Here is a 16,633-nt window from a genome sequence, read left to right as displayed (position 1 = left end):
CACCGCTTTGGTGTGGGGACACAGCCATCTGTCGCTGGTTTCCTAAGCCACCCTTAGCTCTTAACGCGCAGCGGTTCCGGCTCAAAGATATTTGAAAGCACCGAGGAAACCCACTCAAGAATCTGCTCATCAACAAGATCCCGCCCACCCACCGGGGAAGATTTGGGCTTGGGAATGAAGATTGCCTCCAAGGCCTGCTTATCGGCAGCGCCCTTATACATGCGGGCAATACGCAGCTGGCGCGAATCCGGAAGATTCGGGATAGCCGCCGGGGCAAACTTAATAAAGTTACCCACCATTGCTACATCGGTCAGCCCCAGAGCTCGGGCCCGAATACGAATTCGCGCAACCTCCAGCAGGTTCACCACGGGTGCCGGCGGCTGACCATAGCGGTCCACCAGCTCCGCGTGCACCTCCTCGAGCCCCTCAAAGTCTGTGGCCGCGGCAATCTTCCGGTAGGCCTCCAGGCGCAGCCGCTCGCCGGGCACGTAATCGTGGGGAAGATGAGCATTCACCGGCAACTCGATCTTCATCTCCGCGGTCTTTTCCTCGCTCTCGCCCTTGAAATCGGCAACCGCCTCGCCCACCAGACGTAGATACAAGTCGAAGCCAACCCCGGCAATGTGCCCGGATTGTTCGCCGCCGAGCAGATTACCGGCACCGCGGATTTCCAGGTCCTTCATGGCCAGCTGGTAACCGGAGCCCAATTCGTTGTGCGCGGCAACGGCCTTGAGACGCTCCAGCGCGACCTCACCCAAGGGTTTCTCAGCGTTCCAGAGGAAGTAGGCGTAGGCACGTTCGCGGCCACGTCCCACGCGTCCACGCAACTGGTGCAGCTGGGACAGCCCGTAGTTATCCGCCTTATCGACAATCAAGGTATTGGCGTTTGAAATATCAAGGCCGGTCTCGATGATGGTGGTAGAGACCAGCACATCGAATTTCTTCTCCCAGAAGTCCTGGATGATCTTTTCCAGCCGGGATTCGCTCATCTTGCCGTGTGCCACCTCCACCCGGGCCTCGGGGACCAGTTCGCGCAGTTCGGCTGCTACCTTGTCGATCGAGGAGACCCGGTTGTGCACGAAGAACACCTGCCCGTCACGCATCAATTCGCGGCGGATGGCCGCGGAAATCTGTTTGTCGGTGCGCGGACCCACATAGGTGAGCACCGGGTGGCGTTCCTCCGGCGGGGTGGCCAGCGTGGAGGTCTCGCGGATACCGGTCAGCGACATCTCCAGGGTGCGCGGGATCGGGGTTGCGGACATGGAGAGCACATCGACGTTGGTGCGCATTTTTTTGAGCTGTTCCTTGTGCTCAACACCGAAGCGCTGTTCCTCATCGACAATCACCAACCCCAAGTCCTTAAACTGCACGGTGTCCGAGAGCAACCGGTGGGTGCCAATGACCACATCAACTGTGCCGTTTTTTAGCTCCTCAATGATGCCCTTAGACTCCTTGGCGCTTTGGAAGCGTGAGAGCGTGCGTACGCGCACCGGGAAGCCGGCGTAACGTTCGGTGAAGGTCTGCTGGTGTTGGGAGGCCAGCAGCGTGGTTGGAACCAACACCGCGACCTGTTTGGAGTCCTGTACCGCTTTGAATGCTGCTCGTACGGCAATCTCGGTCTTGCCGAAGCCTACATCGCCGGAGATGAGCCGGTCCATGGGGATTTCGCGTTCCATGTCCGCTTTAACTTCGTTGATGGTGGTCAGCTGGTCCGGGGTCTCCACATAGGCGAAGGCTTCCTCAAGCTCGGACTGCCACGGGGTGTCCTTGGCAAAGGTGTGCCCGCGGGTCGCCATGCGGGCGGAGTAAAGCCGGATCAGATCCCCAGCGATCTCCTTGACCGCTTTGCGCGCCTTGGACTTGGTGCTGGCCCAGTCCGATCCACCCATCTTGGACAGTGTTGGTGTCTCGCCACCGACATAACGAGTGATCTGATCAAGTTGGTCGGTGGGAACAAAGAGCTTATCCCCCGGTGCGCCACGCTTTGACGGCGCATACTCAAGAACCAAATATTCGCGCTTGGCTTCCGCCCCACCGGCCACCTTACGGGCGATGAGTTCAACAAACTTGGCAATACCGTGCTGTTCGTGAACCACATAGTCGCCCTCCACCAGGGATAGCGGGTCAACAGCATTACGCCGTTTGGCAGCCATACGCTTGGCACCGCGCGGCGCATAGGCGCTAGAGCGACCCAGCAGATCGGCCTCGGTCAGCAGACCAAGTTTCAAAGAATCTAGTACGAAACCACGGCCCGCCTGACCCGTAGTGATCTCGATCAGTCCCTCGGTGGGTTGCTCATCGAGGGAGGCAATGCGGTGAGTTGGAATGTTCGCGTCGTGGAAGAGCTCGGCAAGGCGTTGGGCAGGGCCTGGTCCATCGGTTGCAACAACAATGCGCCAGTCATCCTTGATGCGTGAGGAAATGAACTGCATCATTTCGGCAACATCGCCTTGGTAGCCGCGCGGTTCACGAGCATCAATACGAACCGCGTCAACTTCGGGAACCAGTTCGGTATCGGTACCCAGCGAGGTCAGTGACCACCATGAGACCTGCGCGTTTTGGGCATCGAGAAGTGTTTGCGTCAGGGAGGTGAAGTTCCCTGCTTCAAGTTCGTCGGCCGCTGCTTGGGCTTGGGCCTGTGAAAGATCAAGCGGGGCAGCCCCTCCATCTGAGGCAGTAGCCCAGGCCGCGGCCAGGAACTCGGCATTCGTTGCCTCAAGATCATGGGCGCGAGCACGCACACGCTCGGGTTCCATCACCAAGGCAATTGATTGTGCTGGCAGTTGGCTCAGCAGCGGCACCATCGCTTCGACAAGTACCGGAGCCAAAGACTCCATGCCTTCAACGGCAACGCCGCCGGCAATCTTGGCCAACATGTCACGCGCCGCGGGCATTTGTTCTTGCAGCTTGGCGGCCTTGGACATGACGGAGGGGGTGATCAGCAGTTCGCGGCACGGTGGCGCCTGAATCGACAATGGCGGTTCATGGTCAAGTGAGCGCTGATCGGCAATTGAGAAGAAACGCATCGCATCGATTTCATCACCAAAGAAATCAATGCGTACCGGGTGGTTATAGGTGGGTGGAAAGACATCGAGGATGCCACCACGGACGGCAAATTCACCACGGTGGGTCACCATATCAACACGCGCGTACGCGGCATCGGCTAGAGAGCGCACAACATTGGAGAAGGCGTATTCATCACCAACCTTCAGATCTACTGTTTCAAGTTTGCCAAGTCCTGCAACCAGGGGTTGAATGACGGCTCGAATCGGCGCAACGATGACCTGCAGCAACGGATCCTTGAGTTCCAAGCGACGCAAAACCGCTAGGCGGCGACCCACCGTGTCCGAGCGTGGGGAAAGTCGCTCATGCGGCAGCGTCTCCCAGGAGGGGAATTCGACGACCGCTTTTTCGGGCAGATAGCTGGCAAGACCGGCAACGAGTTCCTCGGCCTCACGTCCCGTGGAGGTCACCGCAAGAACGATTCCGCCAGAAACTTTGGTGTGTAGTGCCTCAATAATTTCGGCGGTGATTACCGGTCGCATCCCAGAGGGGGCCGCGATCTCAAGTTGATTAGCACGTGCCGCATAGTCTGTTGCAGCATTTGAATGCACCCGTGAGAAAGAGGTATCGGCTCGCAATGCACTGCGCAGACCATGAAGCGCCATCGACTAGTTACCTTTCAAGATTTTCTGGTTCCAAATACAACACAACTACCCGGGAATCCAGATGGATCCCGGGGGTACGCAACTTCAAGCGTACAGCTCTTGTCAGATGAGCCGGGTACTCTAGGATGCGCAAGAAAGTTTGCTTCGGCCGATCTATTTTACGGAGTTTGCCCCATGGCCCTTAACGCCACAACCGATTTGATGCATGCCCCCGAGGCAGTCATCGCCACCCTGACCGACCGCGCCTTTGCGGAGCACCTGACCTCCTTGGTGGGCGGAGAGCTCAAGAGCTTTGAAATTGCTGGCGACACCGCTGCAGCATTCACGCTGACCACCGTGCGCGCACTACCTACCGACCGTGCACCGGAAATCGCTCGCAAATTTGTTGGCCAGAGCGTTGAGGTAACTCAAGTTGAATCATGGAGCGCCCCGGCGTCCGATGGTTCCCGCGAGGCAACCTTAAAGGTCACCGTCGGATCGCTTCCGGTTTCCGTTGCAGGCAGCGAATCGTTGCGTGCAACAGCACAGGGTTCCGCACTTGGCATTGATGCTACTGTTTCTTCCTCGATCCCCTTTGTTGGCGGCAAGATCGCTGCTGCTGCCGAGCCGTTCATTTCCAAGGCCTTGACCCTGCAGGGCGCCAAGGTTTCCTCGTGGATTGAACGCGGCTAACACATTCACAGCTACGTTCTGGCCGAGAGCCGTGGGGTTCTCGGCCGGAATTAGCCAAAGCGAATCGATCTGAGACGATGTTCAAGATGTTGCGCCCGGGCCATCGAATTTTACTGAGTCTTTTAGTGCTCTATCTGGTGGCCTTGGCCCTTGTGGTGTTGTGGCCAACTCCCGTTGATCAGTCTTCGGGTAAACAGCTCAGTTTGATCTTGGGCTGGTTGCACGAGCATGGGATTCCGCGATGGTTTAACTATGCTCTGGTCGAGTGGCTCTCAAATGTTGTGATGTTTCTTCCACTTGGATTTTTAGTTGCTCAGCTGTTCAAAAAATGGCGCATCTTGAAAACAACAACGCTGGGGTTTGCGCTTTCTGCGGCCATTGAATCCGCGCAATTGGTGTTCTTTGCCCAGCGGAGCGCAAGCGTTCTTGATGTGCTTGCAAATACGCTTGGAACACTTGTTGGAGCATCAATTTTGGTCATTTTGGTATTTTTCCGTCAAAAACACGTTAGGGTTGTCAACGGTGTGCCGGGAAGTCTGGTCGGCGATAGTTCAGTTGACCCCGAAAAGAATTGATAGAAATTCATGAGCCTGCCTCAACCCCCCACCCCTAAATCACGGACCATTCTTGGCCGCGGTAGCTATGCCGAACACCTGCGCATCGGCGAGATCCTTCGTAAGGAAACCGTTGGCGGCCTAGTGCTGATCATCGGCGCGGTAGTTGCCATCATTTGGGCCAATTCATCTGCATCGAACGCTTACTTTGCCTTGCGTGACTTCACGATTGGTTTTGAAGTTGCAGGCATTGATCTAAATCTTTCCTTGGGCCATTGGGCAGCCGATGGCTTGCTTGCGGTGTTCTTCTTCCTTGTTGGTCTTGAACTGAAAAAGGAATTTGTTGCCGGGGATCTGCGCGATTTCAAACGTGCGGTGGTTCCGGTAGCCGCGGCCTTTGGTGGCGTGCTAGTTCCGGCATTGATCTTTGTTGCTCTCAACCTCAGCAGCGGTGGAGAGACACTACGCGGTTGGGCAATTCCTACCGCAACCGACATTGCCTTCGCGGTAGCGGTATTGGCGGTCATTGGTTCAAACTTGCCATCCCCACTACGTATTTTCTTGCTGACTCTAGCCGTGGTTGATGACCTGATTGCCATTGTCATTATCGCGTTTGTCTTCACCGATGATCTGCGTCCACCCTACCTGCTCATGGCTCTGGCACCGATCGCGCTCTACACCTTCCTGACCCACAAGTGGCCCAAGTTCTTCGCCTCCAAGCGTTGGGCACCGTGGCTGATCCTGTTGCCCTTGGGCATCATGACTTGGGCCTTGGTGTTTGGTTCCGGTATTCACGCGACCATCGCCGGTGTTGTGCTTGGCTTCTGTGTTCCGGTCTTGCGCCGTGATGAACCAGAAAAGCCGGGTCTAGCCGAGAAGTTTGAGCACCGTTTCCGCCCACTTTCCAGTGGTTTCTGTGTCCCCGTCTTCGCATTCTTCGCAGCCGGTGTTGCAATTGGTGGTGCCGATGGAATTGCTTCGGCACTCGGTGACCCGGTGCTGTGGGGCATTGTGTTGGGTCTGATCTTCGGTAAGCCGCTGGGCATCATGGGTTCAACGTGGCTGGTCACTCGCAGCGCCAAGGCGAACCTTGACCCGGATGTGAAGTGGGGAGATCTCTTTGGTGTCACCCTGCTCGCGGGTATCGGATTCACCGTCTCGTTGCTAGTTTCCGAGCTTTCGTTCGGTCTTGCCTCACCACACTATGATCACGCCAAGGTAGCTATTCTCATGGGTTCGCTCGCCGCTGCGGTCTTGGGTTCGTTGTGGTTGATCCCGCGTAACCGTCGCTATAAGCAGATCGCACAGCGCAATGCCGTCGATAAAGACCATGACGGCATCCCGGATATCTTCCAATAGGCCTTAGGCACTAAGTATTAAACGTAAGTGTGGCTCCGTACCAAGATTTTCTTGGTACGGAGCCACACTTACGTTGTCAATAAGTCGCTATGTCGGGTTCTTAGCTGTTAGCGGCAAGGAGCGCAGCTTCCGCGGCGACCCAGGCCAACATCGCGCATTTGACCCGAGCCGGGAACTTGGAGACGCCAGCAAAGGCCGCCGCATCTTCAAGAATTTCTTCATCTCCGGCCATGGTGCCGCGTGATCGCATGAGTTCTCGGAATTCTCCAAGCACGTTCAAGAATTCTTCGCGTTCATGCCCGCTGGCAAGTTCGGTAAGCACCGAGGCCGAGGCCATGGAGATCGAACAACCATCTCCTTCCCAGGAAACATCTTTAATGATGCTGCCCTCCATATGGACGCGCAGGCGAATCTGATCGCCGCATACGGGATTGTGCTGCATCGACTCGCCGGTTTGGGTGCCCGGGGCGCCCTCAAGCAGACCATCGCCTTTCCGGGCCTTGGCATGGTCAAGAATGATCTGCTGGTACAGCTGGTCTAGTTCGCTCATGAGCTCACTCCAAAGTATCCGCGCACGTCGGCCACGGCGTTGAGCAACGCGTCGATGTCGCTAGTGGTGTTGTAAAGATAAGTACTTGCCCTGGTGCTCGAGTTCACGCCTAGTGCGCGGTGCAGGGGCTGAGCACAGTGGTGACCTACGCGCACGGCAATGCCGCGCGCATCGAGGAACTGGCCAACATCGTGTGGGTGTACCCCTTGCACGGCAAAGGGAGCGGTACCAATCCGGGTAACCCCGGTTCCGGGGCCCAGAAGCGTAACTCCATCGATGCTCTGCAATCCGCTGATCATGCGTTGGCCCAGGTGTTCTTCCCAGGCTTCGATGCGGTTCATACCGACTTCATCGAGATACCCAACGGCAGTTGCTAGCCCGTGGGCCTGGGCGATGCGCTGGGTACCTGCTTCAAAGCGCATGGGTGAGGGAAGATACTCGGCTTTTTCCATGGTGACCGAGGTGATCATTGAACCACCGGTCAAAAACGGTGGCATGGCATCAAGAAGTTCTGCTCGCCCATAGAGTCCGCCGATTCCTGTGGGGCCGAGCATCTTGTGTCCGGAGAACGCCATGAAATCTATTCCCAGTGCCTTGACGTCGACCGGTAGGTGCGGAACCGATTGACAGCCATCCAAGACTGTTAGCGCGCCAACTGTAGCTGCTAGGGCAACCAACTTGGGAACCTCGGTGATGGTGCCCAAGACGTTCGAGACGTGGGTGAAGGCAAGGATGCGGGTGCGTTCGGTGATGATCTCACCGGCTAATTCCATGCGCAGCACACCATGCTCATCCACTGGAATGTATTTCAGCGTGGCACCGGTGCGGAAAGCCAGTTCCTGCCATGGGATAAGGTTTGCGTGGTGTTCGAGCTCGGTCACGACGATTTCATCCCCCGGGCCCAGCGCAAATTGGCGTGCAGCTTCGCCCCCGAGACCGGCACTGGCATTGGCGAACGAGTAGGTGATGAGGTTTAACGCCTCGGTAGCGTTTGAGGTCCAGACAAGCTCATTGTCTTTGGCACCAATAAAGCGCGCAACCGTGCTGCGGGCTTGTTCAAAGATATCCGTTGCTTCCACCGACAAAGAGTGGGCTCCACGGTGAACTGCCGCGTTAAAGGTCTCGTAGTACTGCTGTTCTGCCTCATAGACGCAGGTGGGCTTCTGTGAGGTAGCACCGGAATCTAGATAGATCAGCGCCGAACCGTTGATAGTACGTTCAAGGATGGGGAAATCGGCACGTAGGCGCGATGCTTCGATGTCGTTGATCGGTTGGATACTGTCATCGTGATTTGGGTGCGTGGCACTAGATGTCATGGAATCCTCCGAAGTCTGCGTTCATGCCGTGCCGAGTGCCGAACTGCTGACAAAGCAGATTTCAACTAGCACTCATTTGTGATTACGGCATCATTTTCTTCGCTAATTATTCCACGTATCACGGTGAGGCCGCACGTAAGCCGTGCCTTACCGACCAATTTTAGGGAACAAAAAAGAGGCCGGAAACAGGTTGGGGGTGGCCCAGTCTCGGAGGCCGCCTGTTACCGGCCCCTTGCTTTGGGACCAAAATGGCACTAGTTCAGTGTATGAGCAACATGATAATCGAACAAATCGATCAGTACCCGGCGAGTCTTCCCACCACAGAGAGGTGCTCGCCCGGAATCTTGTTCACACATTTCGATCATTGGGTATTACGTAGTATTAATTTTCTTCTGTGCAGCATCCCAGCCCGATCGAACAATTTCTTCGACAGCGTCTGCCGAGTTGTCGATCAAAAACGGCAGCGACTTTTTCTCGTCCTTCGAAAAATCTTTCAGAACGTAGTCTGCTGTTTCCATGCGTCCGGGTGGACGTCCCACTCCTACGCGTACACGCAGGTAGTCTTTGGTGCCCAACGCCTTAGAAATATCGCGTAGGCCATTGTGCCCACCTTCACCGCCGCCGAGCTTAAGCTTCACAGCGTCGAAGGGAATATCGATCTCATCATGAACCGCAATCACGTGGTCCGGCGAAACACCAAAGAACTTAGCGAGGTTTCCTACCGGTCCTCCAGAGAGGTTCATATACGTCATGGGCTTAGCCAAAATAAGTTTTGGTCCACCAATCCCCAACCGGCCCTCAAGAATTTGAGCGCGCGAGCTGTGGGTTTTGAATTTTCCACCAATTCTGGTGGCTAATTCATCAACAACCATCTGTCCGACATTGTGCCTGTTATGCATGTAGCCGGGCCCGGGGTTTCCGAGCCCGGCTACAAGCCAGGTATCGCTAGTCATGCGATGAAGAATACCTGAAGACTACTCGGCAGATGCTACTTCTTCATCTTCCGAAGACGACGCTGCTGCATCGATGGTTGCAACAACAACGTCGCCTGGGATGGCAAGTGCGGTGCCCTCAGGGAGGATCAGGTCCGAAGCAAGGATCTGCGAGCCGGCCTTGACGCCAGCGATGTTTGCAACAACGTGCTCCGGGATGGCGATAGCTTCTGCTTCAACTGCGATAACAGCGTGGTCCAGGGACAGTGCAGAGCCAGCGGTGAGTTCGCCTTCGATGCGAACGGAAACCTCAACGATAACCTTCTCGCCCTTCTTGACGATCAGCAGGTCAAGGTGGTCAACGGTCTGACGCAGTGCGTGACGCTGGATGTCCTTCACCAGGGTGATGGTTTCTTCGCCCTCAACCGAGATGTTCAGCAGGGCGTTGGAGCCGCGAACAGCAAGGGTGGTTGCAGCTGCCGGAAGCAGGATGCGAACAGCTTCGGTACCGTGACCGTAGATAACTGCAGGGATCTGGCCTGCGCGGCGGGCCTGTCGTGCGGCACCCTTACCGAAGTCGGTGCGCAGTGAGGCGTCAAGCTTGATGGTGTTAGCCATGATGTTCTCCTAAAGGAAGATGATGAATTGGTTCTTGCCCCGCTCGGGCCTAGAAGCATCACCATCCGATTCCTTTTCAAGGAGAAGGACGCTAGTGCGTTTCTAGCCTCGTCGATAACGGACCCACATTCTCATGTGGTTCCCTCGCCTGGGCACAATCAACTATTTTAGCAGGCTTGGTGCTCCACCAAGAAATCACTGGTCAGCGCCCGGAGCACTGGGCCTCATTTTAACGCCATAGGGGCCCTCCCACGCCGGCGGCGCGGAAGAACCCCATATGAATACGTAACTCTAAACTTTAGGCGTTGCCGTCAAAGAGGCTGGTCACCGAGCCGTCTTCGAATACTTCCTTGATGGCGCGTGCCAGCAATGGAGCAATCGAAAGGACCTTCAGGGTCGGGAATCGCTTGGATTCCGGAATCGGAAGGGTGTTGGTAACAACTACTTCGCGGGCACCACATTCGGCCAGACGCTGAGTTGCCGGATCCGAGAAGACTGCGTGCGTTGCCGCGATGATGACATCCTTGGCTCCGGCGTCCTTCAAAACCTTGACCGCACCGGCAATGGTGCCACCGGTGTCGATCATGTCATCGATCAAGACACAGGTACGACCCTCAACCTGACCAACAACGGTCTTGGATTCGGCTTGGTTCGGAACCGTGAGGTCACGAGACTTGTGGACGAATGCCAGCGGTGCACCGCCAAGACGCTCGGCCCACTGCTCGGCCACGCGTACGCGACCGGTATCCGGGGAGACAACGGTCACCGGCTCGTCGCCCACAGCATCGCGGATGTAGTCGGCGAGTAGCGGGATACCGAAGAGGTGATCAACCGGGCCATCGAAGAAGCCCTGGATTTGCGCGGTGTGCAGATCCACGCTCATGATGCGATCCGCACCGGCAACCTTGAACATATCCGCCACAAGGCGTGCCGAGATCGGCTCGCGGCCACGGCCCTTCTTGTCCTGACGTGCGTAAGGGTAGAACGGTGCAACTACAGTAATGCGGCGGGCGGAGGCGCGCTTCATGGAGTCAACCATGATCAGCTGTTCCATCAACCAGTTATTTAGCGGTGCCGGGTGGGCCTGGATGATGAAGACTTCCTTGCCACGTACAGATTCACCCGAGCGTACGTAGATCTCGCCATTGGCGAAGTCGTAGGCGCTGACCGGAAGCAGTTCGGTACCAAGAGCCGCTGCAACTTCTTCGGCTAGTTCCGGGTGGGCACGCCCTGAAGCTAGTACCAGCTTCTTATCGACGTTATGGCTCAATTCGCTCATGGGATCGCTTTCTCGCTCGAACGGGGATCGAAGGTGATGTTTTTTTACTTCGCCGGTTCCGTTGATTCGCCAGAATCAAGGGCCGACTTGAAGGCAGCTTCTGCGGCGGGGGTGCCTGGGCGCTTGGATAGCGTCCAGCCCTCGGCATTTCGTTGCGGTGCCACGGTGAGGGCAAGTGCCCCCGCCGGAACGTTTTTGCGCACGATCGCGCCGGCCCCCGTGTATGCGCCATCCCCGATGGTAACTGGGGCGACGAATACGGTGTTGGAGGCGGTACGTACGTGCGAGCCAATAACCGTGCGGTGCTTATTAACACCGTCGTAGTTGGCTGTGATGTTGCCACAACCGATGTTTGTGTATTCACCGATTTCGGCATCCCCGGCGTAGCCGAGGTGCGAGAGCTTCGATCCACGACCAACAACGATGTTCTTGGTTTCGTAGAAAGCGCCGATTTTTGCATCGGGGCCAAGGTTCGTCTTCGGGCGCAGGTAAGCAAAGGGGCCTACCGATGCGTTTTCGGCAATCTTTGAATCGGTAACGTCCGAGCGGACTACCTTTGCACCGCGACCCACAAGGGTGTTGGTGATGGTGCTGTCCGGTCCGATGATTGCATCGGTGCCGATAGCAGTGGAACCATGCAGCTGGGTACCGGGCTTGATGGTGACATCACTGGAAAGAGCAACCTCAACATCGATCCAGGTGCTATCCGGGTCAATGATGGAAACTCCGGCGCGCATCCAAGCTTCGAGCGTGCGGCGGTTCATTTCCTTACCCAATGCTGCAAGTTGTACTCGATCGTTGGCGCCTTCAACCTGCCAGGCGTCCTCGGTAACAACTGCTGCCACGCGGCCACCGTTGGTGCGAGCAATGCCCAGCACATCGGTCAGGTACATTTCACCTTGAGCGTTCTCGGTGGTGACCTCGGTAAGCGCCGAGCGTAGAACCTGCGCATCAAATGCGTAGATTCCGGAGTTTACTTCGCGGATGGCATGCTCTGCTGCACTTGCATCCTTGTGTTCGCGAATGCCAAGAACCGTGTCATCATCGGCGCGCAGGATACGGCCGTATCCTGTTGCATCTTCAAGCAAGGCCGTAAGGACTGTTACTGCGTTACCATCACGATCATGGGCAATGACGAGTTCGGAAAGAAGTTCGGTGGTCAGTAGCGGGACATCGCCGTAGGTGACTACTACAGTGCCTTCAAGATTTTCATCGAGCTGTTCCAAGCCCTGCTGAACCGCACGGCCAGTTCCGGGAATCTCGTCCTGGTCGGCAATGAGGAGGTCTGGATTGATCTGCAGCAGGTGCTCAACGACGCGATCACGTTCGTGACGGACCACTGCTACAAGCTTCTGTGGTTCTAGTCCACGGGCCGCGGCGAGCGCGTGGCCCACCATGGAACGTCCGCCGATTTCGTGAAGGATCTTGGGCTTCGCCGATTTCATTCGGGTTCCTGCGCCTGCGGCGAGGACGATGACGGCTGCTGGTGCGTTGGCTTGAACGCTCAAGATTGGTACTCCCATGTACTTTGACTAGCCGGACCGGCCGAGCCTGGCTTCACCAGTCTATCCCGGGAATTAACCGGAAATTCGTTTGTGTGATGCGTTCCGCCCATAGGATTCGAACCTATACTCCACAGCTCCAAAGGCTGGGGTGCTGCCATTACACCAGGGCGGATTGTGCGTGGAGTTACCCTCACTGACACAGTCAACTATTCTGCCACGTCTGACCCCCTTGACGCGACTTGAGGATAACTCGCGTGTCATCGACGCTTTTTATTGGCCCTCACTCCCGCCGTTTCCTGCGTAACATAATGACCATGAGCCCTTCCTCACGCCCGCGCACACGTACCCGCATGACAGGTGTGCAACGCCGTCTGCAGCTTCTGGAAATTTCTAGATCGCTATTTTCATTGCGTGGTGTCGATGGTACAACCATTGAAGAAATTGCTACGGCCGCCGGAGTTTCCAAGCCGGTTGTTTATGAGCACTTTGGTTCCAAAGAAGCCCTCTATATGGAGGTGGTGACAAATGAGTACCGAGAGCTTTTGACACGCATCACCGAGTCTCTCTCCGGAGATGACTCCTCACGAGTCTTCCTAGAGAAGGCAGCCCTGGCGCTGCTCACCTATATTGAGGACAGCACCGAGGGGTTCCGCATCTTGGTCCGGGACGCTCCCCCATCACAACCCGAGGGCACCTACTCGACGCTGCTGACCAAGGTCACCGAACAGGTCGAGCATATTTTGGCTGACGAGTTCTCCCGTCGCGGGTTTAGTGCCGAGGATGGCTCGATTTACGCACAGATGCTCGTTGGGATGGTTGCCATGACGGCACAATGGTGGCTTGATGCAAGAAACCCCGATAAGCGCACGGTTGCCGCGCATGTAGTGAATCTTGCCTGGTACGGATTGACCGGTCTGCGCAAAGAACCGGGGTTACGTGAAGGACAATCCGGTGAACCCGAACAGCTTTAGCCAATAAGATTCCCGCATATAGCCTCTTGCCTCAACACCGCCTCTTGGCCCATGGTTAGGAATAGACGGGATCATTCCGTAACGAACCGCCTGGGGGTAGATAACATGATTCATGTTGAGCCAAGTGCCGATGTTGCCTTTGATGCATTTTTGGGCGCCGGAACAAATATCTGGCACCTGGCACAAGTGAGGGAAAAGGCAGTGCTTGGCGCCGAATGCAATGTTGGGCGCGGAGCCTACATCGGCCCGGGGGTCCACTTAGGTGATCGTTGCAAGATCCAAAACTATGCGCTGGTCTATGAACCAGCGGTCCTTGCTGATGGGGTATTCATTGGCCCAGCCGTTGTCTTGACCAATGACTTATTTCCTCGCGCAATTAATCCCAATGGGACCTTGAAGACCGGGGACGACTGGGACCTGGTGGGTGTAAATATCGAAACAGGAGCCTCCATTGGCGCTAGGGCTGTATGCATTGCCCCGCTTCGCATTGGCAAATGGGCAACGATCGCGGCCGGCGCTGTGGTCACCAAGGATGTGCCGGATTATGCGGTAGTTGCCGGGGTGCCAGCCAAGCGCGTGGGATGGGTTGGTGAAGCTGGCCATCCGCTGGCGTTCGTTGACGGATCGTGGATTTGTCCGGTCACCAAAAACCGATATGTGGAAAGTGATGGCGCCTTGCAGGCGGAGTAAATCGTCAGCCCCCCCCAGTCGCACTGGTGCCGTATTTCCTTAAAGTGCCTCGTCATGGTCGTGGCGCTTACCAAAACTCATATTCGGGGTACCGGACCTCACTGCAGCAATGCGACAGCACCGAAGGCGACCCGGAACGTCACCCCTTTTCGCCGCAGGGGCAATATCAATTCCTAACTGTTTGGACCAAACAGTAAGGATGCCTGGCCGAATCCATCTTTTCGCTGCGCCATCCCGTCATGAATACTTGGTTCCTTTCTGCGAAGAGCAGCCCCGGGTGCTTGAGTACCAGCGGCCGGCTCCAACACAACCGCACCACCGCATGGCCCTAACCCGCAGGCGGAATAATCCAAGTACCCTCCCCAAAACTGCGGTGTGCGATTCCGACCGCCCCACCGATGAAGGCATACACGGTGAATTCGCGTTACGGCGCAAGCACCCACCCTGAGTGAGTTACCTCACCATCCGCGGCGGGGTAGCGAAGTGTTTGGGCATCTCTTCCGCGAATCAGAGCTCGTTGCCCACCAAAATTCACGACGCCCGAATGTCACTTGTCAACATTCTTTTGGCTCCTCGGTACACACCCAGACTTCGCTTGCGTCGAAGCGCTAAAAATTTGAAATGCCCGTAATTTCAATGAACCCTGCTCCAATTACAACGGTTTGCTAACGATATTGGATGCATGTCACCATGTTTGAAGTCCGATGCGGTGAACTGCCCACAGAGCAACACACACCCTCCATATCTTGAGTTTCATGCGTAAGTACGCCCGACGCATCGCTCTCAGATAGTTCTATGATTTGAGACTTTCTTTGACGAAAAACGCTAACCAACCCTCAGCTTTGCAACCCAAAACTTACAAAAAACGCATGGTTCAGGCCGTCGCAGCTACTGCGGCTCTAGCCACAGCAGTAGCTGTCATTGCGCCAGTAATTGGCAAGCCAGCCATTGCGGAAGCTGCCACAAAGTACACGGTCGGCAAAGCTGTTGTATCTGATTCTATGAGCCGCACTCAGGCATCTGGCTGGGGCAAGGCATCTTCTGCCGTCTCGTATATCAGCAACGGTTCAGAGTTTTCCGTCAACGGTTCCCGAGCACTCATCGCGTTGCCAGCCTCAGGCAAAACTAGTGGCGTCAATGCCAGCTATAAACTGCAAGATTTAGTGGCAACGTACAAGGTCTCCACGAATAAGCTTGCCACCAGCGGTGCTGGAATCTACTCTTCACTTCACGCACGCAAATCAACTGCCGGTGATTACCGCGCCACGCTACGAATTTCTCCTCAGGGAGTTAGCTACCTAGAGCTTAACCGCTGGACCAGCAAAGGCATGAAATCGCTGACGAACCCGGTAAAATTGGGATTCAATGTCGCTGCGAACAAGCAGGTAAACATGAAGCTTGAAGTCGCCGGAAAGCCCGCCGTAAGTGTACGGGCGAAGGCATGGCCAGTTGGCACTACCGAGCCAACGGCTTGGACTACTTCGGCCACGGATTCGACTAGTGATGCACTAACCGGCGTTGGCACCGTACAAGTTAGTGCGTTCCGTGGCAGTAATAGCCCAGTCTCGGCGCTTTCATACGACGACTTGGTCATCGCGCCTCTGGCTGCCTCAAGCACATCGACGAAGCCACCAACGACTACTACCCCTAACCCACCGCCGACGACTGCACCTACCCCACCTCCAACAACGGCACCTACTCCGCCGCCATCGGCCTCGGATGGGTACCTAGCTGGTTGGGGGACTCCCGTTTGGCAAGACGAGTTCAGTGGCTCACTTTCAAAGTGGACAGTTCGCGACGATGCAACGCATGGAGTCCTCTCCTATGACCGTGCGATCATCAAAAAGGAAAATGCAGTCACCAAGGATGGCGTCCTGAGCATTCAAGGTAAGCGCATGGCAACGCCGGTCAATAAGGGCGGGTTGCGTGAATTCTCCACCGGATATGTCGACAGCATCGGAAAATTCTCGCAAAAATATGGCCGTTGGGAAATGCGTGCGCAATTGCCGCTAACCAAAGATAATGCCAAGGGGGTCTGGCCGGCATTTTGGCTCCGCCCAGATGGAGCCAAAACTGGCGGAGAAATCGACATCATGGAGGCCTATGGCACTCCGCACACCGCAAACACCAACTTTAACCCGTTCAACCGTAGCGAAGGAACCCTCCACTACGACCAGACTGGCAAGAGTAAGACCAATTCATGGATCCCTGTAACCGACCTCTCCGGCGGATACCATACGTGGGCATTCGAATGGACTCCTAGCGGGATGACGTGGTTGTTTGATGGCAAGCCATACAAGACGGTAAAGCGTGAAGGCAATGCGGCCTACGAAAAGGCTTTCGAAACCGCTGCCAAGTTCCATATTCGGCTGAACATGCAGTACGGATCCCCCTACTGGGGCATGCCGGACTCCACAACTAAGAACACCGCGGATTACAAGATCGACTACGTTCGTGTCTGGGCCTACAAGGGTTAAGACGTACTTCTGAAAACCCGGTTCGGTAGCTGTCATAAGGCA

At 56.1% G+C, this 16,633-nt stretch carries 13 protein-coding genes and 1 tRNA gene; 6 read left to right on the top strand and 8 right to left on the bottom strand.

Annotation, left to right across the window (positions count from 1 at the left end; all coding sequences use genetic code 11):
- Positions 1-53 precede the first annotated feature (53 nt).
- Positions 54-3,668, bottom strand: coding sequence for a transcription-repair coupling factor (gene mfd / locus CQ018_RS14225; RefSeq protein ID WP_105550673.1), 3,615 nt, complete (start codon positions 3,666-3,668; stop codon positions 54-56).
- Between the two features lie 174 nt (positions 3,669-3,842).
- On the opposite strand from mfd, the gene CQ018_RS14220 reads away from it, so the two are divergent.
- The 3 genes from CQ018_RS14220 (at position 3,843) to nhaA (ending at position 6,253) form a co-directional block, all read left to right on the top strand.
- Positions 3,843-4,340 carry a DUF2505 domain-containing protein gene (locus CQ018_RS14220; protein WP_105550672.1) on the top strand — a complete coding sequence of 166 codons (498 nt, stop codon included), beginning with the start codon at positions 3,843-3,845 and terminating at the stop codon, positions 4,338-4,340.
- A 77-nt stretch (positions 4,341-4,417) separates the two neighbouring features.
- Positions 4,418-4,915, top strand: a complete 498-nt coding sequence (locus CQ018_RS14215) for a VanZ family protein (protein ID WP_105550671.1) — start codon at positions 4,418-4,420, stop codon at positions 4,913-4,915.
- A gap of 9 nt (positions 4,916-4,924) precedes the next feature.
- Positions 4,925-6,253, top strand: coding sequence for a Na+/H+ antiporter NhaA (gene nhaA / locus CQ018_RS14210; protein ID WP_105550670.1), 1,329 nt, complete (start codon positions 4,925-4,927; stop codon positions 6,251-6,253).
- A 100-nt stretch (positions 6,254-6,353) separates the two neighbouring features.
- On the opposite strand, the gene sufU is transcribed toward nhaA, so the two are convergent.
- The 7 genes from sufU to CQ018_RS14175 form a co-directional block, all read right to left on the bottom strand.
- Positions 6,354-6,803 (bottom strand): Fe-S cluster assembly sulfur transfer protein SufU, encoded by a 450-nt coding sequence (gene sufU, locus CQ018_RS14205; RefSeq protein WP_105550669.1) that lies wholly within the window; start codon positions 6,801-6,803, stop codon positions 6,354-6,356.
- Positions 6,800-8,119: a SufS family cysteine desulfurase gene (locus CQ018_RS14200; RefSeq protein WP_105550668.1), complete on the bottom strand. Its 1,320-nt coding sequence runs from the start codon at positions 8,117-8,119 to the stop codon at positions 6,800-6,802. The genes sufU and CQ018_RS14200 overlap by 4 nt, the downstream gene beginning before the upstream one ends.
- Positions 8,120-8,490: 371 nt before the next feature.
- Positions 8,491-9,072, bottom strand: coding sequence for an aminoacyl-tRNA hydrolase (gene pth / locus CQ018_RS14195; protein ID WP_105550667.1), 582 nt, complete (start codon positions 9,070-9,072; stop codon positions 8,491-8,493).
- A 21-nt stretch (positions 9,073-9,093) separates the two neighbouring features.
- Entirely contained in the window at positions 9,094-9,669 is a 576-nt protein-coding gene (locus tag CQ018_RS14190) for a 50S ribosomal protein L25/general stress protein Ctc (protein WP_105550666.1), read from the bottom strand.
- A 298-nt stretch (positions 9,670-9,967) separates the two neighbouring features.
- On the bottom strand, positions 9,968-10,948 hold the full coding sequence (locus tag CQ018_RS14185; RefSeq protein ID WP_105550665.1) for a ribose-phosphate diphosphokinase: 981 nt from the start codon (positions 10,946-10,948) through the stop codon (positions 9,968-9,970).
- A 44-nt stretch (positions 10,949-10,992) separates the two neighbouring features.
- Complete coding sequence (glmU, locus tag CQ018_RS14180; RefSeq protein ID WP_374954207.1) at positions 10,993-12,456, bottom strand: bifunctional UDP-N-acetylglucosamine diphosphorylase/glucosamine-1-phosphate N-acetyltransferase GlmU; 1,464 nt, start codon at positions 12,454-12,456, stop codon at positions 10,993-10,995.
- A 97-nt stretch (positions 12,457-12,553) separates the two neighbouring features.
- Positions 12,554-12,625, bottom strand: a tRNA-Gln gene (locus CQ018_RS14175).
- A 142-nt stretch (positions 12,626-12,767) separates the two neighbouring features.
- Here CQ018_RS14175 and CQ018_RS14170 point away from each other — a divergent pair.
- From CQ018_RS14170 to CQ018_RS14160, 3 genes are all read left to right on the top strand, one after another.
- Positions 12,768-13,424, top strand: a complete 657-nt coding sequence (locus tag CQ018_RS14170) for a TetR/AcrR family transcriptional regulator (RefSeq protein WP_258142627.1) — start codon at positions 12,768-12,770, stop codon at positions 13,422-13,424.
- Positions 13,425-13,529: 105 nt separating this feature from the next.
- Positions 13,530-14,114: an acyltransferase gene (locus CQ018_RS14165; RefSeq protein ID WP_105550662.1), complete on the top strand. Its 585-nt coding sequence runs from the start codon at positions 13,530-13,532 to the stop codon at positions 14,112-14,114.
- Between the two features lie 869 nt (positions 14,115-14,983).
- Positions 14,984-16,591 carry a glycoside hydrolase family 16 protein gene (locus tag CQ018_RS14160; protein WP_146111920.1) on the top strand — a complete coding sequence of 536 codons (1,608 nt, stop codon included), beginning with the start codon at positions 14,984-14,986 and terminating at the stop codon, positions 16,589-16,591.
- The last annotated feature ends 42 nt before the right edge of the window (positions 16,592-16,633 follow it).

It is taken from the genome of Arthrobacter sp. MYb227, assembly GCF_002975435.1.
In the GTDB taxonomy this organism is placed as follows: domain Bacteria; phylum Actinomycetota; class Actinomycetes; order Actinomycetales; family Micrococcaceae; genus Paeniglutamicibacter.
This window is presented reverse-complemented; position numbering and strand designations above follow the sequence as displayed.